The sequence below is a fragment of the Actinoplanes sp. KI2 genome, from assembly GCF_025630775.1.
In the GTDB taxonomy this organism is placed as follows: Bacteria; Actinomycetota; Actinomycetes; order Mycobacteriales; family Micromonosporaceae; genus Actinoplanes.
In genome coordinates this window covers 1-18,697 of record NZ_JAOSZE010000013.1, presented here as the reverse complement: position 1 = coordinate 18,697, position 18,697 = coordinate 1, and the positions used below count along the sequence as shown (strand labels likewise).

Below are 18,697 nucleotides of genomic sequence, written 5' to 3'. Positions count from 1 at the left end.
ATGAGCGGTGCACCCTCCGTCGAACGCCGCGGCGGCACGGACATCGTCCAGGATCACATGCCGCTCGTCGGCCACCTGGTCCGAGAGATGCTGGCCAGGGTGCCGCAGCACGTCAACCGCGACGACCTGATGTCGGCAGGCTATGCGGCCCTCGTGCATGCGGCCCGTGGCTTCGACGCGAGCCGTGGCGTCCCGTTCGCCCGGTTCGCGGCGGCCCGCGTCCGCGGTGCCCTGCTGGACGAGCTGCGCGGCCTCGACTGGGCCAGCCGCTCGGTGCGCCAGCGCGCCCGCCGCACCGACTCGGCCCGCCAGGAGCTGACCGCCGAGCTGGGCCGTACGCCGACCGTGCGGGAGGTTGCCGAGCGGATGGGCTGCACCGTCGAGGACATCGAGAGCGCCGACGACGACGTGCATCGCGCCGTGGTGTTCAGCCTGCAGGGCTTCGCCACCGCCGCCGCCGACGACATGGTCACCGAGCCGAGCGCCGGTCCGGAGGAGATGCTGATCCTCCGGGAGCGGCTGGGCTACCTGCGGCACGCGGTCGACGCGCTGCCCGAGCGGCTGCGCGTGGTGGTGCAGGGCTACTTCTTCGACGAGCGGCCGATGGCCCGGATCGCCGAGGACCTCGGTGTCACCGAGTCGCGGGTGTCGCAGCTGCGTGCCGAGGCGCTGGTCCTGCTGCGCGACGGGCTGAACACCCACCTGGACCCGGCGCTCGCGGCGCAGAACCCCCCGAAGGAGGGCTGCGTGGCACGGCGGCGGGCCGCCTACTACGAGCAGATCGCGGTACGCGGCGACGTCCGTACCCGGCTCGCCATGACCGGCCCCGACGGGTTGCCGGCGGCCGCCTGACCGCAGCGACGCCCGCCGCGACACCGCGGCGGGCGTCCGTGTCTCTACTGCTGTCCGGCACAGGTGCCGGACAGCTTCTGGGCGGCGATCGCCTTGGCCACGCCGAGCCTGTACAGCGCCAGGCCCTGCTTCGCCGGCTCCAGCCGCCACGCGTTGTTCTCGTACACCATCGTGTACGACTGCGTGGCCGCCATCTGCTTGGCGATCACGATCGCGTGGTCCGCGTCGTCCATCCGGGCGCCGGTCAGCTGGATCGCCAGGCCCCGGCGGGAGCAGGCGTCGTTCAGCTTGACGAAGTCGTCCCGGCTGATCGCGGCCTGGCCGGCGGCGGTGTACATGTCCCAGGTCCCGGCGTAGTCGCCGGACGCGAACCGATCGAAGACGGTCTGCGCGGCAGCCTTGGCGCCGTCGATGGTCTTGGGCTCGGTGCCGTTGGCGGCGGCCTGCGCGGCGCTCCCCTCCGGCTTGTCGTCGCTGCCGGAGCACGCCGTGACGAGGGCGAGGGCGGCGGCCGCGGTGAGGGCGAGCGCGCCGAGACGTCGGATCGGGTGGTCGTGGTTCATGCCACGGTTAAGTCCGAGACACCCCTGGGCGTAACGCTCGCCGGGGGAGCTGACAGATTGCGGACAGCGCCGTCACCGCTTGGGGCATCGGCGTCGATCGGCTATTCTGGCCGATTGTCGAGCAATAAAAAAGGTGACCCCTGATTTTAATTAGACACAGGTGGTCACCGCTGGCGTATGTTACCACAAAGGGGAGTGGAATTGTCAAGCTCCGCCGCGGACGATCTCCGTTCCGAGCAGGCGTACCTCACCACCCTCTATGACCGCCTGGACAACCTGCGTGACCTGGCAGATCAGCGGCTGAAGGCCATTCTGCTGGAGGCCGGCGGCACCCCGCAGGGCCGTGCCCAGCGCGAGGCCACCCGTGGCCACTATGCCGAGCAACTTGCCCAGATGAATGCGGTCGAGAACGGTTTGTGTTTCGGCCGGCTCGATTTCGCCGCGGGTGCGCCGCAGTACATCGGGCGGCTCGGTCTCGCCGCCGAGGAGCACGACCGCGACCCGCTGCTGGTCGACTGGCGGGCCCCCGCGGCCCGCCCGTTCTACCTCGCCACCGCGGTCTCGCCGGACGGCGTGACCCGCCGCCGGCACCTGCGCACCCGCGGCCGGGTCCTGACCGGCATCGACGACGAGGTGCTCGACCTCGAGGCGGCCGGGGCCGGCGGGCGCGAGGACGTGACCGGCGAGGCGGCGCTGCTGTCGGCGCTGACCGCGAGCCGGACCGGGCGGATGCGCGACATCGTCGAGACCATCCAGGCCGAGCAGGACGAGGTCATCCGGGCGGGACTGGCCGGGGTGATGGTGGTGCAGGGCGGCCCGGGCACCGGGAAGACGGCGGTGGCGCTGCACCGGGCGGCGTACCTGCTGTACACCTACCGTGCGCAACTGACCAGGCAGGGCGTGCTGATCCTGGGGCCGAACACCACGTTCCTGCGCTACATCTCGCAGGTGCTGCCGTCGCTCGCGGAGACCGGCGTGCTGCTCGCCACGCTCGGCGACATGTTCCCGGGCGTACACGCGAAGGGGGTGGAATCGCCCGCGGCGGCCGCGGTGAAGGGCCGGCTGAGCATGCTCGATGTGCTGAATCGGGCGGTCGCCGACCGGCAGACCGTGCCACCCGACCACGTCGAGGTCGACCACGACGGCTACCCGTTGCGCATCGAGCGGGCCGTGCTCGAGGACGCCCGGGCCGCGGCTCGCAAGTCCGGCCGGCCGCACAACGTGGCCCGGCAGATCTTCGTGACCGAGGCGATCCACGCGCTGTCGCTGCAGATCGCCGAGCGGATCGGCGCCGACCCGCTGGGCGGCGACAATCTGCTCTCCGAGGCCGACCTCGCCGAGACCCGCCGCGAGCTGCGCGAGGACATCGACGTCCAGATGGCGCTGTTCGACTTCTGGCCGGTGCTGACCGCCCGCCAGGTGCTGCGCGACCTGCTCTGCGACGCCGACCGGCTGGAATCGGCGGCCGGCGACCTGCCCGCCGAGGAGTGGCGGTTGCTGCTGCGCCCGCGCGAGGCCCGCTGGACCCCGGCCGACGTGCCGCTGCTCGACGAGCTGGCCGAGCTGCTCGGCGTCGACGACACGCTCCGGAAACGGCAGGCGGCCGTGGAGCGGCGCGAGGCGATCGAGTACGCGGAGGGCGTACTGGAGATCGTCGAAGGTTCCCGCTCGCTGGACTTCGAGGATCAGGAGGAGGAGATCCTCTCCGCGATCGACGTCGTGGACGCCAGCGCCTTCGCCGAGCGGCACGAGGTGATCGACACGCGTACCGCCGCCGAGCGCGCCGCCGCCGACCGCACCTGGGTCTTCGGCCACGTGATCGTCGACGAGGCGCAGGAGCTGTCCCCGATGGCCTGGCGGCTGCTCATGCGCCGCTGCCCGAGCCGCTCGATGACCGTGGTCGGCGACGTCGCGCAGACCTCGGAGCTGGCCGGCACCACCGGCTGGGAGCAGGTCTTCGAGCCGTACGTCGCGCAGCGCTGGAACCTGGTCGAGCTGACCGTCAACTACCGCACGCCGGCCGAGGTGATGGCGGTGGCGGCGGACGTGCTGGCGGCCGTCGACCCCGCACTCCAGCCGCCCCGGTCGGTCCGCTCCGCCGGTGTGGCGCCCTGGTCGCTGCGGGTGCCGCGGGCCGCGCTTCCCGCGGAGGTGATTGCGGCCGTACGCCTGGAGGCCGCCGAAGCCGGGGAGGGCCGGGTCGGGGTTCTGGTGCCCGAGGGGCTCGAACCCGAGCTGGGCCGGCACCTGGTCGAGGCGGTCCCCGGCGCGGCCGTCGGCGAGCAGCCCGACCTGCTCAACCAGGTGGTCCTGATGACCGTGCGGCAGGCGAAGGGGCTGGAGTTCGACGCGGTGGTGGTGGTCGAGCCGGACGAGATCATCGCGGAGAGCCCGCGCGGCCTGTCCGACCTCTACGTCGCGGTCACCCGCGCCACCCGGCGGCTCGGCGTGCTGCACACCGCGGATCTGCCCAAGGTGCTGACCGCCCTGGCCGCTTGACGCGGAAAGGCCCGGCGGCGACGCCGGGCCTTCTGCCTGTCTGTCTGTCGGTTATGCCGCGGGCGCGGGGGTACGGCCGGCCGAGCCGACGCCGTACGCGGTGTGCCCCTGGGCGTTGGTCATCGCCAGCCGGCTCTGCAGCGACGTGCTGCTCGCGATGCTCGCGTAGTAGCTGGCCCGGCGGCGGGCGGTGATGCTCTCCGGGTTGCTCGGCACCGGCGCGAGGTCCGGGTTGAGGTGGGTGTTCATCCCGTCCTTGAGCAGCGACAGCGCCTCGGCACGCAGCTGGCTGATCCGGCTCTCGGTGACGCCCAGGTCGCCCGCGATGTCCGCCATCGGGCGCTCGTTGAGGAAGTATTCGGTGATCACGGTCTGCAGCCGGTCGGGCAGCGAGTCGATCGCGTGGTGCAGGTAGCCGATCTGCTCCCGGTGCAGCAGCATGTCCTCCGGCCCCGGGTTCTTCTCGGTGACCAGGTCGTCGGCGCTGCTGGTGGTGAAGCCCTGCAGCGAGAGCACGGTGGCTCGCTGCACGTCGGTGTCGGTCTGCTGCAGATCGGTCGTGGTGGTGCCGAGCGCCTGGGCGAGCTCGTCCGCGGTCGGCGTACGGCCCAGCGTGGTGGTCAGCTGCTGGCGGGTGGTGTCCGTGGCGCGCGCCTTGGTCCGCACCGATCGGGTCGCCCAGTCCAGCGAGCGCAGCTCGTCGAGGATGGCGCCGCGGATCCGGGTGCTCGCGAAGCGGTGGAACGGAATGCCGCGGTTCGGGTCCCAGCCACGGGCCGCGGTGACCAGCGCGTGGAGTCCGGCGCTGGTGAGGTCGTCGCGGTGGATGTGGTTGGGGATGCGGGTCAGCATGTCACGCACCAGGTGGCCGACCAGCGGCATGTGGGTGCGGATCAGCTCCTCCTGCTCGGCCGCGGAAAGCACCGTCGCGGCGGGCGCGGCATCGCTGGCGTTCGTCACGCTGGTGGTCGTCATGTCTTTCCCCCGGTTCGCTAGTCGGCGCTCCTTGCCGGCTGACGGGAAAGACTTTGGGTGACCACGAGTACGACTTCTGGTCACGCAGAGGTGCTGCAAAGTTGCAGTGACGGCGGCGGGTTAGGAACCTCCCGGGATCGGGAACCCGTGTCCCATGGACCTCACAGACACCGGGACCCTGGTGAATGTGATCGCCGGTGTCGCCGTCGCCCTCGGCGTCGTCGGCGTGGTGGTCCCGGTCGTCCCCGGCCTGCTGCTGGGCTGGGCCGGGGTGCTGTTCTGGGCGCTGCTCGGGGACGCCTCCGGCGCGCTGAAGTGGGTCGTGCTGGTTGTCGCGACCCTGGTCGCCGTGCTCGGGGCGCTGGTCAAATACCTCGTACCCGGCAAGCGGTTGAAGGCCGCCGGAGTGCCCAACGCGGCGCTGCTGGCCGGCGGCGTGCTCGGCCTCATCGGGTTCTTCGTGGTGCCGGTGGTGGGCCTGGTCCTGGGCTTCGTGCTCGGCGTCTGGCTGGTCGAGCGGAGCCGGGTGGGCGCGGCCCAGGCCTGGCCGTCGACGAAGCGGGCGCTCGCCGCGGCCGGCCTGGCCATGCTGATCGAGTTCACCGCCGCGCTCGGCGTCGCGGTGGTCTGGGTTTTCGGCTTGCTCGCTACCTGACCTTGCGGGCCGGCCGTTTCCGGCGGCGCTGGCTCAGCAGCAACAGCAGGGGAGTCCCGGCCAGCACCACGGCGACGCCCAGCGCCACCGGCATCATCGGCAGGCCGCCGCTGCTCGACGCCCGCGCCGACGGCACCGCGCTCTTGGCGGCCGTGGTCGACTCGATCCGGGCGTTGGTGGTCGCGTTCTGCTGGGCCACGTCCGCCGGCGTGACCAGCTTGCCGACCGAGGCGCCCTTCGGCAGCGCGAAACCCCAATCGAGCAGCGCCGCGCCCTGCTGCCAGCCGCGCAAGGGATGCGCCTCGGCGCCGAGCAGCGTCACCACCAGACGGCGGCCGTTGCGCGAGGCCGCGCCCACGTAGCTGTGCCGGGCCACCGTGGTGAAGCCGGTCTTCCCGCCCATCGCCCCCGGGTAGTTGAAGATCAGCTTGTTCTCGTTCTGGAACTGGAAGCCCTTCTGCTTCAGCTGCGGCTGGGCCGGCATCTGGGCGGCCTTGGTCAGCACGTACCTGCGGAAGTCGGCGTTCGCGAAGTCCTTACGAGCGATCAAAGCCAGGTCGTACGCGCTGGTGAACTGACCCTTCCCGTCGAGCCCGCTCGGGGTCAGCGCGTGCGTCTGGTACGCGCCGAGCGACCGCGCCTCCGCGTTCATCGCCGCCACCGTCTTGGCCACGCCGTCCGCGCCCCCGCCGCCGGCCAGCCGGGCGAGCGCGTTCGCCGCGTCGTTGCCCGAGTTGAGCAGCAGGCCCAGCCAGAGCGTGGAGATCTGGTACTTCCCGCCCACCACCAGCCCCACGGCCGAGCTGTTGACCTCGATGTCCAGGTCGCCGCGGACCACGGTCATCGTCTGCTTCGGGTCGAGCTTGTCCATCACGGTCGCGGCCAGCAGCGTCTTCTGCACGCTCGCCGGGGTCTGGTAGACGTGCGGCCCGCAGCCGCCGAGCACCTCGCCGGTGTCCAGGTCGGCGACCATCCAGGTGGTCGCGGTGACCGCCGGCGGCTGTTTCGCCCCGGCCGGGACGACCAGGCCGTGGGTGGCGAGGGCGGGGCCGCCGACGGCGCTGTTGACCGGGTCGTCCGGCGGCGGCACCGGGCGCGGCGGGATCCCGGCCGGCTTGGCGACGGCGGGATGGGGGCAGGGGATATCGGTCTTTTGCCGAATCGCCGCGGCGGGGACCGAGCGCTCTTGCGCAGCGGCCGGGACCGCTGGAATGGAGATCATCAAAGCGGCGGCCGATGCGGCTGCCGCGATCCGGCTGAGGGGGATGCGGATCAAGGCCAGAAGACTCCCGCTTCTAGTCGCTGGTCGAGCAGTTCCGCCAGCGGAATGGTCTCGCCGTCACCGCCGCCCGCGCCGACGATCAATCGGGGGGTGCTGGGGGTGAGGTCGGCGCCGGCGAACCGGGCGCGCAACGATGACGGGACGGACAGGACGTAATACTCACCGTGTTCGCCGACCGCCACCGAGCGATTCGACTTCAGATACCAGCCGAGCGCCTTGGTGCGGTACGTGGCGCGGCCGTCGAAACTGCGCGCGGACAACTGATGCGGCGGCAGGCCGCGCTCGGCGGCCCGCCGGACGAACGAGACCAGCAGGTCAGCGGCCCGCCGAGCCTCGGCCTCCCGGTCGGCGGCCAGGGCGGCGGCGTGCTCGTCGATGGCCCGCCGGCGCTGCTCGTCCCAGGCGGCCCGCTCGTCCATGTCTGCGACCCTAGGTGATCCACCCGGCCGCCTGCCACCCAGTCTTTCCTCCGGATTCCTGTGAATGTTGGTGCCGCCATTTGAATAACGGACCGGCCACCGAGGGGAAACAATTACGAATTTCGGGCCGATGAGTTGCGCGGGAAGCCTGTTTCGAGCAACACTGGGCGCGGTTGATCGGATTGACTCGGGATCGCTTTTCTTCGGGAGCAGTTATGGCGCGGCAAGTCATCACAACGCTGATCGACGATCTGGACGGAAAGAAGGCGGACCGCACCGTCGAGTTCAGTCTCGACGGTATTAACTACACGATCGACCTTTCCGAGGCCAATGCCGGGAAGCTGCGCAAGGCGCTCGACCCGTTCATCAACGCGGGCACCCGGCTCGGCCGCAGCGGCCGCATCCCGTCGCGGCGCACGGCACCGAGCCGCACCGCCAGTTCTCGCGACGAGAACCGGTTGATCCGGGAGTGGGCGCTGGCCAACGGGCACCAGATTTCGGAGCGCGGGCGCATTCCGCAGAGCGTCACCGACGCGTACCGGGCCGCCAACTGAGCTGGGGGTTTGGGGTTGACCTGGCCTTTGGTTGCGGTTTACCCCAGGCCTTTGGTTGCGGTGGACCGGATGAGTCGCGTGGGGGGACTGTCACGTGCGGCTGAGCTGGCTGGCTTCGCTTCGCTCCGCGGGCGCTCGCCCCTTTAGGTCGTTGAGCGGGCGGCCGATTTGCCGGCGTCGCAAACCCCGCGACGACGGCAAATCGACCGCCCGCTCAACGACGGGGCGAGCGCGGGCCGTTCCCGCTTGCCGTGCACCCCGGAAATCGCGGGGTCTGGTCAGCGGGCGCGGAGGGCTGGCAGGGCTGCGGCTACGGCGTCCAAGACCTTTTCGTCGCCTGCGTACCAGCTGGACTCGCGGGGCCAGTGGGTTATGACGTCGGTGAAGCCCAGGGCTGCGGCTCGGCCGATGGCGTCGGTGAAGGCGTCTACGCTGGTCATCGAATAGCGCGGGGACGAGTCGAGGTTGAGGTAGCGGGGGATCGCGTCGGGGGAGCGGCCCGCGGCGCTCATCGTCTCGTCGAAGCGTGCCTTGATCTCGGCTACCGCGCGCCACCAGGATTCGAGGTCGTCGGCCTGCGGGCCGGTGGTCACCCAGCCGTCGCCGTGGTGAGCCGCCAAGCGGAGTGTGCGGGGGCCGTTTGCGGCCACGATGAATGGTGGTCTTGGCTGCTGGAGCGGGCCGGGGATGCTGCGGGCGTCGACCGCCTGGTACCACTCGCCCTTCCACGTCGTGGCCGGGTTGGCCAGGATCGTGGCCAGCAGGTCCAGGAACTCGGCGAAGCGGTCCACCCGGCGGCGCGGGGTCAGCTCGGGCTCGCCGAACACGGCCGAGTCGAAGCCGGTGCCGCCGGCGCCCAGGCCGAGCAGCAGGCGGCCGCCGGAGATGTCGTCGAGGGCCGTCACCTCGCGGGCGAAGTGCACCGGGTGGCGGAAGTTCGGCGACGCCACGTACGTGCCGAGCTTGATGCGGCTGGTCACCGTGGCCGCCGCGGTCAGCGTCGGCACCGCGTCGAACCACGGGCCGTCGATCAGGTCGCGCCAGCCGAGGTGGTCGTAGGTCCAGGCGTGGTCGAAGCCGTACTCCTCGGCCCGGCGCCACCGCTCGGCGGAGACCTGCCAACGCTGGTCGGGGAGGATCACGATGCCGATGCGCATGACCGGAACCTACCTCAGGCCGTACGCAGATCCTGCGCTCCGTGCTCGGCCGGCTCGGCCGCCTCGGCGAACGACCTGAGCGAGCGCAGCAGCTCGTCCCGGGTGGCCGGCGGCATCCGGTCGAGCACCTCGGCCAGCGCCGCGCGGCGCCGTTCCCGGATCTGGTCGAGCAGGCGGCGCGCGGACGGGGTGAGTATCAGCCGCACCTCGCGACGGTCGCGCGGATCGGGCACCCGGCGCAGCAGGCCGGCCGCCTCGAGCCGGTCGCAGAGCCGGCTCGCCGAGGAGGGCACCACGCGTAGCTCCTCGGCCAGCCGGCTCATGTTGGTGTGCCGGTTTTCCGCGAGGATCGTCAGCACCCGCAGCTGGGCGGGCGGCACGGTCGGGGTCTGCGCGGCCCGGGCCGAGTCCAGCACGGACACGAGGGACTCGACCGCCGACTCGACGGCCGCGGCGACATCGGTGACCTGGTCGTCCATGTCGGATAAGTCCCTGTTCTGCGGGCGCGAACTACGCGTAGCGGGTGTGACTACCCGCTGAACCGCGAATCATGCCTGCCTATCTCAGCCAATCCAAGCAGACAATCACCGCGTCGTCTTCCGGGTCCACCCCGGAGTGGAACTCGCGCAGCGACCGGACGACCGTGCCGACCGCCTCCGACGGGGGTTGCAGCCGGGTCCGGCGCAGCGCCGTGAGCAGCGCGGTCGCGCCGAACTCGCCGCGCCCGCCGGGGGCCGCGGCGTGCACGCCGTCGCTGGTCACGAGCAGCCGGTCGCCGGGTTCGAGCTGGAATTTCTGCGTCTGGTACCGGTTGTCGCCGAACATGCCCAGCGGCAACTGCTGGTCCAGCGTGATCGGCCGGATGTCGCCGTGGTGCGCGACCATCGCCTTCGGCGAGCCGGCGTCGACCGCCTCGACCGTGCCGTCGGTCAGACCGATCTCCAGCAGCAGGGTGGCCACATAGGCCTTCCCGCCGTGTCGCGAGTAGACCGCGTCGGAGGCGAGCTCGGACTGCTCGACGATCCCGGCCCCGGAGCGGCGGGCGTTGCGCATGGCGTTGACCGCGACCGTGGTCAGCAGGGTCGCCTCGATCCCGTCGCCGTGCCCGTTCAGCACCGTGACGGTGAGCCGGTCGCCGGTGACCGACCAGTCGTAGTGGTCGCCGTAGACCGCGTAGGCCGGCTCCAGGGCGCCCGCGAGCCGGAACCGTTCGCCGTTCAGCGAGCGTCCGGGCAGCAGATCCCACTGCAGCTCGGCGGCCATGGTCAGGCGCTGCCGGCGGCGCGCCTGGTGGAACCGGTCGGTGTCCCGGTCGGCGGTGCGCAGCGCCATCGCGAGCTCGCCGGCGAGCGCGGCGAGCTCGGCGGTCAGCTCGGGGGTCACCGGCCGGTCGATGTCGAAGGCGAGTACGCCGAGCCGGTCGCCCCAGACGGTGAGCGGCAGAACCACTCGTGCGGGGCCGTCCGGCCGGGTGTCGACGACCGGCAGCTGGCTGCCGAAGCAGCGCTGCTCGATCGCGCCACCGGTGGCGCCCTCGGGGTCGAGCACCGGTACGAGAGCGGTCAGGCTCAGGTCGCCGAGCAGCACCTCGATCCGGTCGGCGGCGTAATGCTCGCGCAGGTGCTGGGCGGCGACCTCGGGGAGGCGATCGGGCGGTGCGGCGCGTAGCCGCGCGCCGACCGATGCCGTGCGGTCGAGCACTCGATCTCCTTTCCAGGTCGGCAATAATTGCCGGAGTGCAAGCATGATAGATGCTTGCCGCCGGAGCGGCTGACGAGCCCTAGGCGAACGACTTCTCGAAGTGGATGAGGCTGCCGCGGCGAGGCGCGGAGTGCATCCGGACGTTCTCGGCGAGTGCCTTGATCAGGAAGAGGCCGCGTCCCCGCTCGGTCGCCGTGCCGGGGGCACCGACCGCGGCGGGGTCGAAGCCGACCCCGTCGTCGCGTACGTCGATCGCGCAGCGATCCTCGGCCACCTCGAGTACGACCTCGAAGTTCTCCGTGCCCGACGCGTGATGGATCACGTTGGCGCAGGCCTCGGTGATCGCCAGCTCCAGATCGGCGCCGGACTCCCGGTCCACCCGAAGGACGGCGAGGGTGCTGCGCAGCAGCCGACGTACGGCCGGAACGCTGCCGGCCTCACGCGGCAGGTCGAGCCGGACTGTCATACGCATGTCCCTTGTGTTGCCCGGACCCCGGCCCGCCTAATCACCGAGCCGCTCATCCGAGTGCTCGGGAAAAACGTGTTATCCATGGACGGCGCGCGCGTCCCCCTATGGTCGCCCGGCACGGCTCACGGCCGGGGACGCACGACGAGAGGCAGGGACATGGCGGACCAACCCGACATAGCGACGGTCATCGCGGCCCGCGCCGGTGACCCGGCCGCCGTCGACCGGCTCGTCGCGGGGTACCTGCCGCTGGTCTACACGATCGTCGGCCGGGCCCTGGAGGGGCACGCCGACGTCGACGACGTGGTGCAGGAGGTCATGCTGCGGGTGCTGCGCAACCTCGGTGACCTGCGCGAACCGGAGTCGTTCCGCTCCTGGCTGGTGGCGATCACGGTCCGCCAGGTGCGCGAGCGGTTCCGCACCCGGCGCGGCGCGCCCGACGCGCTCGTGCACGAGGACGTCCGCGACCCGGGCGCCGACTTCACCGACCTGGCGATCACCCGCCTCGAACTGTCGGGGCAGCGGCGGGAGACCGCCGAGGCGACCCGCTGGCTCGACGAGGAGAACCGCGAGCTGCTGTCGCTGTGGTGGCTGGAGGCCTCCGGCGAGCTGACCCGGGACGAGATCGTCGAGGCCACCGAGGTCAGCCGGCCGCACGCCGCGGTCCGCATCCAGCGGATGAAGGGCCAGCTCGAGACCGCCCGCGTGGTGGTGCGCGCACTCGCCGCCCAGCCGCCCTGCCCGGAGCTGCGCCTGCTCACCGTGCACTGGGACGGCGTACCCGGCGCGCTGTGGCGCAAGCGCATCGCCCGGCACACCCGCGACTGCCCGCACTGCATCCCGGCCTGGGACAACCTGGTCGCCGCCGAGCGCCTGCTGGCCGGCCTGGCGCTGGTCCCGGCCCCGGCCGGCGTCCTCGGCAAGATGGCTGTCGGCGGCGGCGCCTCGGCCGGAACCGGCGGCGCCCACCTCGCCGCCAAGATCGGCTTCGGCGTCTCGCAGAAGGTGCTCACCGCCGCGCTCGCCACCACCGTCGTGGCCGGCACCGCCACCGCCGTCGTCGTCTACCAGCACGACGACCCGCCGCGAACCCCGACCGCCGCGGTGCTCACCACCTCGGCGCCGGCGCCGAGGCCGTCGACAACCCCGCCCTCGCCGTCCGCGTCCCCGAAGCCCACGCCGTCGAAGACCACCAGGAAGCCCGCCGTGGTGATCACCGCGACGGCGAGCCGGAAAAAGGGCGTCGGCGTCTGGCAGTTCACCGGACTCGAGGCCGCGCTCGCCGACGTGGGCGCCGGCTGGTACTACAACTGGCGCTCGACCAACGACGCCATGCCCGGCCCGGCCGGGGTTCAGTTCGTCCCGATGATCCGGGCCAAGGGCGACGCCACCGACGCCACGATCGCGAAGGCGAAGCGGGAGAGCGGCGGCGAGCTGCTCGGCTTCAACGAGCCCGACATGGCCGGGCAGGCCGACATGAGCGTCGGCGACGCCCTGGCCGCGTGGCCCAAGCTCCAGGCGACCGGCTTGCGCCTGGGTTCCCCGTCCGTCGCGTACGGCGGGGACACCCCCGGCGGATGGCTGGACACCTTCATGAGCGGGGCGAAGCAGAAGGGTTACCGGGTCGACTTCATCACCCTGCACTGGTACGGGTCGGACTTCAGCGCCGCCGCCGTCGGCCAGTTCCTCGGGTACGTCGACGCGGTGCACAAGCGCTACGGCAAGCCCATCTGGGTCACCGAGTTCGGCCTGATGAACTTCTCCGGCTCGCCGAAGTACCCGTCCGCCGCCCAGCTGGTCACCTTCATCAAAGGCGCCACCAAGGGCATGCAGAGCCGGTCGTACGTCGAGCGGTACGCCTGGTTCGGCCTGCCCGCGGTCGGCGACAGCGCCGCCTTCGGCCTGTACCGGGACGGGGACTCACCGACCGCGGCGGGGGAGGCGTACAAGGCCGCGGGTTAGGGTCGACTCATGATTCGGTTCGGGTACAAGGCGTCGGCCGAGCAGTTCGCGCCGGCGGAGCTTCTCGGTTACAGCCGGCTCGCGGAGGAGCTCGGTTTCGACTCGGTCTTCATCTCCGATCACCTGCAGCCCTGGCGGCACGAGGGCGGCCACGCACCGGCCGCCCTGCCGTGGCTGGGCGCGCTGGCCGCGACCACCGAGCGGGTGCTGATCGGCACCAGCGTGCTCACCCCGACCTTCCGCTACCACCCGGCGGTCGTGGCGCAGGCGTTCGCCACCCTCGGCTGCCTCGCGCCGGGCCGGGTGGTGCTCGGCGTCGGCTCCGGCGAGTCGCTGAACGAGGTGCCGCTGGGCAGCACCTGGCCGGACGGCAAGGAGCGCTTCGCCCGGCTCAAGGAGTCGGTCCAGCTGATCCAGCGGCTCTGGCGCGAGGACCGGGTGACCTTCGAGGGGCAGTTCTACCGCACCGAGAACGCCACGATCTACGACAAGCCGGCGACGCCGGTCCCGATCTACATCGGCGCCTCGGGCCCGGCCGCGACCCGGCTGGCCGGCCGCATCGCCGACGGCTTCATCACCACCAGCGGCAAGGGCCACGCGCTCTACACCGACACGCTGCTGCCGGCTGTCCGCGAGGGGGCGGAGAAGGCGAACCGCAAACTCGACGACATGGACCTGATGATCGAGGTCAAGGTCTCCTTCGACGACGACTTCGAGCGCGCCCGCAACGACACCCACTACTGGGGCGCCCTGGCCCTCTCCCCGGAGGAGAAGACCGGGGTCGAGGACCCGCTGGAGATGCAGCGCCGCGCCGACGCGCTGCCGGTCGAGCGCACGGTGAGCCGCTGGATCTGCTCGTCGGACCCGGACGAGCACGCCGGCCGCGTCCAGGAATACCTCGACATGGGCTTCAAGCACCTGGTCTTCCACGCGCCGGGCCCCGATCAGGAGCGCTTCCTGCGCCTGTACGCCGACCAGATCCTCCCGCGCCTGCGCGAGCGCGCCTGACGATCGCCGTCCGCCCGGTCAGTTGCCCAGGTTCTCCCTGGGTACCGGGCGGAGGAAGCCGCTGCGCGTCGATCCCGTCCCATCGCCGCCGCCGTTGATGACACGTAGGTCGGGGCGCTCCCGGCGGGATTCGATCCGGCGGCGTTTGGCGCCCACCTCGCGCTGCGGCGGGATCGCCGCGCGGGACCCCTCGGCGTCCGGCACCGGGTACCGCCAGGGCTTGTCCGCCGAGGACGGTTGGACGTCCGGGCCGTCGGCCAGGCCGGAATGCCCGGCGCCCCAGGCGTGCGGCGTCACGTTGGCGATCGTGTGCGGAGTCGGGCCCGAAGTCGTGTTCGGCAGGCGGTTCTCGCCGGCTCGCCACAGGTTTCCCGTGGTCGACGGCTTTCCCAAGGTCGACGGCCGGCGGCCGTCGCCGGCCTGCCACAGGTCGCGCGCGGGTGACGGCCGGCGCCGGCCCGGCCCCCACAACGGCTCGCCCTCCGGCCGCCGGTCGAACCGGGACCATCCGGCCGAGACGGCCGGGTCGGTCGGTCCCTCGCCCGCTGCGGCGACGGCCGTCAGCCCGCTGACCGCGGTGAACCCGGCGTGCGTGGCCGGCCGGGCACCGGACCCGTCGGCGCGAGTGGAGCCGGCGCGGCCCTGCAGGGCGTAACCGGCGGCCCGCGTCCATCCCGCGATGCCCGGCAACCCGGGCGCGGCGACGGGGTAGCGTCCGCGGCGGACTCGCAGCTCGGTGGCGATCACTCGCCACCAGCCGGCCGGCGTGGGCAGGTCGGCGCGGCTCGCCCGCGGCCCGGCGACGCTGCCGATCTCGGTCACCGTCAGGCCGCGCAGCCACGAGCGCAGCGCGAGCAAGGGCCCGAGCTCCGGCCCGTCGGCCCAGGTGGCGGCCGACCGGGCGGACGGGTCGGGCAGGTCGAGCACGTCGAGGGCGTCCCGCCAGAACGCCGCGTAGCCGAAGCCGGGATCGGTGCGCTCGGTGCCGAACAGCCGATTGAGGATCCAGACCAGGACGGCGTCGCCCCGGCGGCCGAGCCGGCCACCGGTCAGATCCCGGCCGCCGTCGCGGTAGCGGGAGCCGAGGGCCACGTCGGCGCCGCCGGTCAGTGCCGCCACGTACGCCGGAATCTCACCGGGATCGGTCGAACCGTCGCCGTTCAGCGTGATCACCACGTCGCAGGTGCTCGCCGCCAGGCCCGTGGCCAGGGCGTTTCCTAAACCGGTGCGGCCGGGGCGGAGCACGCGGGCATCGGGGCGGGCGGCCCGGACCGCCGCGGCGGTCTCGGTGCTGGGGCCCTCGCTGACCACGATGACCTCGTCCACCGGCGGCAGGCCGCGCAGCATCGGCGACAGCCCTCCCGGATCGCGGGCCGCGATAACGACGCTCACGGAGGGTGATGGCCGGCGGTGACGGGTCGTCGCTGGATTGAGCGGCGAGGGAGGCATGGCGGTGCTCCTCACGGTGAACTACTGATCTTCGAAGCTACCGGTCGGCAACCGAATGGCAACTCGTCGGAACGGTGGAGGCCGAGGTGCTGCGCGGTCCGAAACCGGCCCGGCGAACGGCGGTGACGGAACGTATGCGTCACCGGCGCCACTACTGTGCGTACAAGGGAAAGGGCTTTGGGGGTAGGGTTTGGTTGATTGCGGATCAGACGTGGGCGAATGCCGGTCGGAAGGAAAAAGCAGTGAAACTTGGCCTGCACATCTCGAACTTCACCTGGCCCGAGGGCGCGCCGCGGTTGGGCGCGGTGCTCGCCGACGTGGCCTCAGCGGCCGACGAGGCGGGATTCGACCGGATCAGCGTGATGGATCACGTCTGGCAGATCCAGGTGGTCGGCCCACCGGAGAACGACATGCTCGAGGCCTACACCGCGCTCGGCTACCTCGCGGCCCACACCAAGGTCGCCAAGCTCTTCACCATGGTCACCGGCGTGACCTACCGCGACCCGGGCCTGCTCGCCAAGGCGGTGACCACGCTCGACGTGCTCTCCGGCGGCCGGGCGCTGCTCGGCATCGGCGCGGCGTGGAACGAGGACGAGTCGCGCGGGCTCGGGTTGTTCTTCCCCTCGACCAAGGAGCGCTTCGAGCGGCTCGAGGAGGCGCTGCAGATCTGTAAGCAGATGTTCGCCGGCGACGAGACGCCCTACCAGGGCAAGCACTACCAGCTGGGCCGGCTGCTCAACTCGCCGCTGCCGCTGAGCAAGCCGAGCCCGCGGATCCTGATCGGCGGCGGCGGGGAGAAGAAGACGCTGCTGCTCGTCGCCAAGTACGCGGACGCCTGCAACCTGTTCCCGAGCCCCGAGGTGGGGCACAAGCTCGACGTGCTCAAGCAGCACTGCGAGAACGTCGGCCGGGACTACGACGAGATCGAGAAGACCTGCATGTTCCACTTCGACCTCACCTCGAAGAGCCCGGGCGAGATCATCGAGGGCCTGCGCGGCCTGGCCGCGATGGGCTTCCAGCAGGCGCACGGAAGCCTGGTCAACGCGTACGACACCAAGCAGTTCGAGGTCTTCCGTAACGAGATCATCCCCGCGGTAGCGGAGCTGTGAGCACGATCCGGGCGGTCGTCTTCGACCTCGACGGCGTCATCATCGACTCCGAGGAGGTCTGGGAGGAGGTACGCCGGGGCTACGCCGCCGAGTACGGCCGTGAGTTCCTCCCGGACACCCAGGACCGGATGATGGGGATGAGCACCGGGGAGTGGTCGCGGCACCTGGCCGAGGAGGTCGGCGTGCCACGCACGCCCGAGCAGGTGGCCGCGGACGTGCTGGGCCGGATGGCTTCGCGGTACCGGTCGGATCTGCCGCTCATCCCGGGGGCGGTCGAGGCGGTGCGGCGGATCGGGTCGCGGTTCACGCTGGCGCTGGCCAGCTCGTCGGCGCGGATCCTGATCGACCAGGTGCTGGCCACGGCCGGGCTCACCGACGCGTTCCAGGTGACGCTCTCCACCGAGGAGGTGCCGCGGGGCAAGCCGTACCCCGACGTCTACCTCGCCGCGGCGGAGAAGCTCGGGCTCGCCCCGGCCGTCTGCGCCGCGGTCGAGGACTCGAGCAACGGCCTGCGCTCGGCCGCGGCGGCCGGCCTGGCCGTGGTGGCGGTGCCGCACGGCGTCTACCCGCCGGCGCCGGATGCGCTCGCAGGTGCGCGCCTGATCGTGTCGGATCTCAGCAGCCTAACCGTGGAAGCGATCGATAGGCTCCGCTGATGGGGGTCTTCCGGTCGGCAGCGGGTACCGAACTGCACTACGAGCTGCGCGGCGACGGGCCGCTCCTGGTCTGCCAGCCCGGCGGGCCGGGGCGGCCCGCCGGATATCTGGACGATCTCGGCGGGCTCTCCCGCACCCGTACGCTCCTGCTGCTCGACCAGCGCGGCACCGGCCTGTCCGACCCGGCGCCCTCGCACGTCTTCACCGAGCTGGCCGACGACCTCGAACGGCTGCGGCTCGACCTCGGCGCCGACCATCTCGACCTGCTGGGCCACTCGGCCGGGGCGTGGACGGTCCTCGCCTACGCCGCGAAGCATCCGTCCCGGGTCTCCCGGCTGGTGCTGCTCACCCCGTCGCGCATCCCGATCCCGATGGGCGCCGACGAGCCCAACCAGGACGTGCTGGTGAAACGCTGGTTCGCGGCCGAGCCCTGGTACCCGGCGGCGAAGGCCTCCTGGGACAAAGACAACGGCGACGACGACGCCGACCGGGGGTTCATGCCGCTCGTCTACGGCGCCGACACCCCGGCCGTCCGGGAGCACGCCCAGCGCCCCGAGTCGGCGAACAACTACACCGACTTCTGGTCGGACACCCTGGACCCCGGCGACCTGGCCGCGGTCGGCGTGCCGGTCACGATCATCGCGGGCGACCGGGACATCGTGACCGGGCTGGCCGCGCCGCACGTCCTGGCCGACTGGCTGCCGAACGCCCAGATCATCTGGCTGCCCGACGCGGGCCACTTCCCGTGGGTGACGTCCCCGGCCCGCACCCGCGACGCGATCGAGGCCGCCCTCTCCCGCCCGACCCCGCACGACTGACGCCGGCGCGGAATCCGCTCCGGTCAGCGTGCAGGCGCGGGCGTCGTCGCCCACCAAGGCAGGCCCCTGGTCGAGGTGGTCCGCCGCACGGGCGAGCCGGTATTGTCGATGTCCATCATGGAGGCTCGGTATCGCGGCCGCGCAGCACTCGCCGCGGCTCTTGCTCTGGTCGCCACGGCGGGCTGCACGCCGCCCTCCGGCGACCCGTCGCCGGCGGCCCAGCCCGGCCCGGATTCCGCGCCGGCCCAGCGATACGCGCTGGAGGCGACGGTCGTTTACGTCGACCGCTGGTCCCACCAGTACCTGGCCACCGACCTCGCCGCCGACCCGACCGGCCCGATCCCGGCCGAGGCGTGGCAGCGGGCGCTGCACCGGGCCGCCGACGGCGCGGCCGACGTTCATCTCGGCTGCGCCGCCGCCAAGGTGACCGTGACAAAGACGGGCGCCGTCGACCTCAGCTTGACGGACTGCACCTATCCGGCCGCCACGGCCGCGCAACCCGGCACCGGGGCTCCCAACGCCGCCGGTACTCCCAACGCCGCCGGTACTCCCAACGCCGCCGGTACTCCCAA

The 18,697-nt window shown here is 72.0% G+C and carries 19 protein-coding genes; 10 read left to right on the top strand and 9 right to left on the bottom strand.

Annotated features, from left to right (window positions below):
* A complete protein-coding gene (locus ODJ79_RS15195; protein ID WP_263024084.1) occupies nt 1-852 on the top strand; it encodes a sigma-70 family RNA polymerase sigma factor in 852 nt (283 codons plus the stop codon).
* A gap of 44 nt (nt 853-896) precedes the next feature.
* On the opposite strand, the gene ODJ79_RS15190 is transcribed toward ODJ79_RS15195, so the two are convergent.
* The gene (locus ODJ79_RS15190; RefSeq protein WP_263024083.1) at nt 897-1,415 is read right to left on the bottom strand and encodes a hypothetical protein; all 519 of its coding nucleotides are present in this window, start codon (nt 1,413-1,415) and stop codon (nt 897-899) included.
* Nucleotides 1,416-1,592: 177 nt separating this feature from the next.
* On the opposite strand from ODJ79_RS15190, the gene ODJ79_RS15185 reads away from it, so the two are divergent.
* A complete protein-coding gene (locus tag ODJ79_RS15185) occupies nt 1,593-3,914 on the top strand; it encodes a HelD family protein (RefSeq protein ID WP_263024082.1) in 2,322 nt (773 codons plus the stop codon).
* Between the two features lie 51 nt (nt 3,915-3,965).
* Here the strand turns inward: ODJ79_RS15185 and ODJ79_RS15180 are convergent, their stop codons facing one another.
* Nucleotides 3,966-4,889 carry a sigma-70 family RNA polymerase sigma factor gene (locus ODJ79_RS15180; RefSeq protein ID WP_263024081.1) on the bottom strand — a complete coding sequence of 308 codons (924 nt, stop codon included), beginning with the start codon at nt 4,887-4,889 and terminating at the stop codon, nt 3,966-3,968.
* Nucleotides 4,890-5,043: 154 nt separating this feature from the next.
* Here ODJ79_RS15180 and ODJ79_RS15175 point away from each other — a divergent pair, with 154 nt between their 5' ends.
* Nucleotides 5,044-5,544 carry a DUF456 domain-containing protein gene (locus ODJ79_RS15175; RefSeq protein ID WP_263024080.1) on the top strand — a complete coding sequence of 167 codons (501 nt, stop codon included), beginning with the start codon at nt 5,044-5,046 and terminating at the stop codon, nt 5,542-5,544.
* Here ODJ79_RS15175 and ODJ79_RS15170 read toward each other — a convergent pair.
* Nucleotides 5,537-6,766 (bottom strand): D-alanyl-D-alanine carboxypeptidase family protein, encoded by a 1,230-nt coding sequence (locus ODJ79_RS15170; RefSeq protein ID WP_263024259.1) that lies wholly within the window; start codon nt 6,764-6,766, stop codon nt 5,537-5,539. The genes ODJ79_RS15175 and ODJ79_RS15170 overlap by 8 nt on opposite strands.
* Nucleotides 6,767-6,816: 50 nt before the next feature.
* Nucleotides 6,817-7,245 (bottom strand): hypothetical protein, encoded by a 429-nt coding sequence (locus ODJ79_RS15165; protein WP_263024079.1) that lies wholly within the window; start codon nt 7,243-7,245, stop codon nt 6,817-6,819.
* Between the two features lie 215 nt (nt 7,246-7,460).
* Between ODJ79_RS15165 and ODJ79_RS15160 the strand changes: the two genes are divergently transcribed.
* Entirely contained in the window at nt 7,461-7,799 is a 339-nt protein-coding gene (locus tag ODJ79_RS15160) for a histone-like nucleoid-structuring protein Lsr2 (protein WP_263024258.1), read from the top strand.
* Between the two features lie 278 nt (nt 7,800-8,077).
* Here the strand turns inward: ODJ79_RS15160 and ODJ79_RS15155 are convergent, their stop codons facing one another.
* From ODJ79_RS15155 to ODJ79_RS15140, 4 genes are all read right to left on the bottom strand, one after another.
* Nucleotides 8,078-8,956, bottom strand: a complete 879-nt coding sequence (locus tag ODJ79_RS15155) for an LLM class flavin-dependent oxidoreductase (protein WP_263024078.1) — start codon at nt 8,954-8,956, stop codon at nt 8,078-8,080.
* Between the two features lie 14 nt (nt 8,957-8,970).
* Nucleotides 8,971-9,435 carry a MarR family winged helix-turn-helix transcriptional regulator gene (locus ODJ79_RS15150; RefSeq protein WP_263024077.1) on the bottom strand — a complete coding sequence of 155 codons (465 nt, stop codon included), beginning with the start codon at nt 9,433-9,435 and terminating at the stop codon, nt 8,971-8,973.
* A gap of 79 nt (nt 9,436-9,514) precedes the next feature.
* A complete protein-coding gene (locus tag ODJ79_RS15145; protein ID WP_263024076.1) occupies nt 9,515-10,657 on the bottom strand; it encodes a PP2C family protein-serine/threonine phosphatase in 1,143 nt (380 codons plus the stop codon).
* Between the two features lie 79 nt (nt 10,658-10,736).
* A complete protein-coding gene (locus tag ODJ79_RS15140) occupies nt 10,737-11,129 on the bottom strand; it encodes an ATP-binding protein (RefSeq protein ID WP_263024075.1) in 393 nt (130 codons plus the stop codon).
* A 153-nt stretch (nt 11,130-11,282) separates the two neighbouring features.
* Between ODJ79_RS15140 and ODJ79_RS15135 the strand changes: the two genes are divergently transcribed.
* Nucleotides 11,283-13,085, top strand: a complete 1,803-nt coding sequence (locus ODJ79_RS15135) for a sigma-70 family RNA polymerase sigma factor (protein WP_263024074.1) — start codon at nt 11,283-11,285, stop codon at nt 13,083-13,085.
* A gap of 9 nt (nt 13,086-13,094) precedes the next feature.
* A complete protein-coding gene (fgd, locus tag ODJ79_RS15130) occupies nt 13,095-14,093 on the top strand; it encodes a glucose-6-phosphate dehydrogenase (coenzyme-F420) (RefSeq protein WP_263024073.1) in 999 nt (332 codons plus the stop codon).
* A gap of 18 nt (nt 14,094-14,111) precedes the next feature.
* Here the strand turns inward: fgd and ODJ79_RS15125 are convergent, their stop codons facing one another.
* A complete protein-coding gene (locus ODJ79_RS15125) occupies nt 14,112-15,485 on the bottom strand; it encodes a glycosyltransferase family 2 protein (RefSeq protein WP_263024072.1) in 1,374 nt (457 codons plus the stop codon).
* 299 nt (nt 15,486-15,784) lie between these two features.
* Here ODJ79_RS15125 and ODJ79_RS15120 point away from each other — a divergent pair, with 299 nt between their 5' ends.
* The 4 genes from ODJ79_RS15120 to ODJ79_RS15105 form a co-directional block, all read left to right on the top strand.
* Entirely contained in the window at nt 15,785-16,651 is an 867-nt protein-coding gene (locus ODJ79_RS15120) for an LLM class F420-dependent oxidoreductase (protein WP_263024071.1), read from the top strand.
* Nucleotides 16,648-17,307, top strand: coding sequence for an HAD family hydrolase (locus ODJ79_RS15115; RefSeq protein ID WP_263024070.1), 660 nt, complete (start codon nt 16,648-16,650; stop codon nt 17,305-17,307). The genes ODJ79_RS15120 and ODJ79_RS15115 overlap by 4 nt, the downstream gene beginning before the upstream one ends.
* Complete coding sequence (locus tag ODJ79_RS15110; RefSeq protein WP_263024069.1) at nt 17,307-18,125, top strand: alpha/beta fold hydrolase; 819 nt, start codon at nt 17,307-17,309, stop codon at nt 18,123-18,125. The genes ODJ79_RS15115 and ODJ79_RS15110 overlap by 1 nt, the downstream gene beginning before the upstream one ends.
* A gap of 117 nt (nt 18,126-18,242) precedes the next feature.
* Nucleotides 18,243-18,697 (top strand): hypothetical protein (locus ODJ79_RS15105; protein WP_263024068.1); only part of this gene is annotated, 455 nt, incomplete at its 3' end.

Coding starts and splice junctions, on each gene's coding strand:
- ODJ79_RS15150 (WP_263024077.1), bottom strand. CDS start 9,435: ATGGACGACCAGGTCACCGATGTCGCCGCGGCCGTCGAGTCGGCGGTC.
- ODJ79_RS15170 (WP_263024259.1), bottom strand. CDS start 6,766: ATGATCTCCATTCCAGCGGTCCCGGCCGCTGCGCAAGAGCGCTCGGTC.
- ODJ79_RS15155 (WP_263024078.1), bottom strand. CDS start 8,956: ATGCGCATCGGCATCGTGATCCTCCCCGACCAGCGTTGGCAGGTCTCC.
- ODJ79_RS15190 (WP_263024083.1), bottom strand. CDS start 1,415: ATGAACCACGACCACCCGATCCGACGTCTCGGCGCGCTCGCCCTCACC.
- ODJ79_RS15160 (WP_263024258.1), top strand. CDS start 7,461: ATGGCGCGGCAAGTCATCACAACGCTGATCGACGATCTGGACGGAAAG.
- fgd (WP_263024073.1), top strand. CDS start 13,095: ATGATTCGGTTCGGGTACAAGGCGTCGGCCGAGCAGTTCGCGCCGGCG.
- ODJ79_RS15175 (WP_263024080.1), top strand. CDS start 5,044: ATGGACCTCACAGACACCGGGACCCTGGTGAATGTGATCGCCGGTGTC.
- ODJ79_RS15165 (WP_263024079.1), bottom strand. CDS start 7,245: ATGGACGAGCGGGCCGCCTGGGACGAGCAGCGCCGGCGGGCCATCGAC.
- ODJ79_RS15180 (WP_263024081.1), bottom strand. CDS start 4,889: ATGACGACCACCAGCGTGACGAACGCCAGCGATGCCGCGCCCGCCGCG.
- ODJ79_RS15140 (WP_263024075.1), bottom strand. CDS start 11,129: ATGCGTATGACAGTCCGGCTCGACCTGCCGCGTGAGGCCGGCAGCGTT.
- ODJ79_RS15135 (WP_263024074.1), top strand. CDS start 11,283: ATGGCGGACCAACCCGACATAGCGACGGTCATCGCGGCCCGCGCCGGT.
- ODJ79_RS15185 (WP_263024082.1), top strand. CDS start 1,593: ATGTTACCACAAAGGGGAGTGGAATTGTCAAGCTCCGCCGCGGACGAT.
- ODJ79_RS15195 (WP_263024084.1), top strand. CDS start 1: ATGAGCGGTGCACCCTCCGTCGAACGCCGCGGCGGCACGGACATCGTC.
- ODJ79_RS15110 (WP_263024069.1), top strand. CDS start 17,307: ATGGGGGTCTTCCGGTCGGCAGCGGGTACCGAACTGCACTACGAGCTG.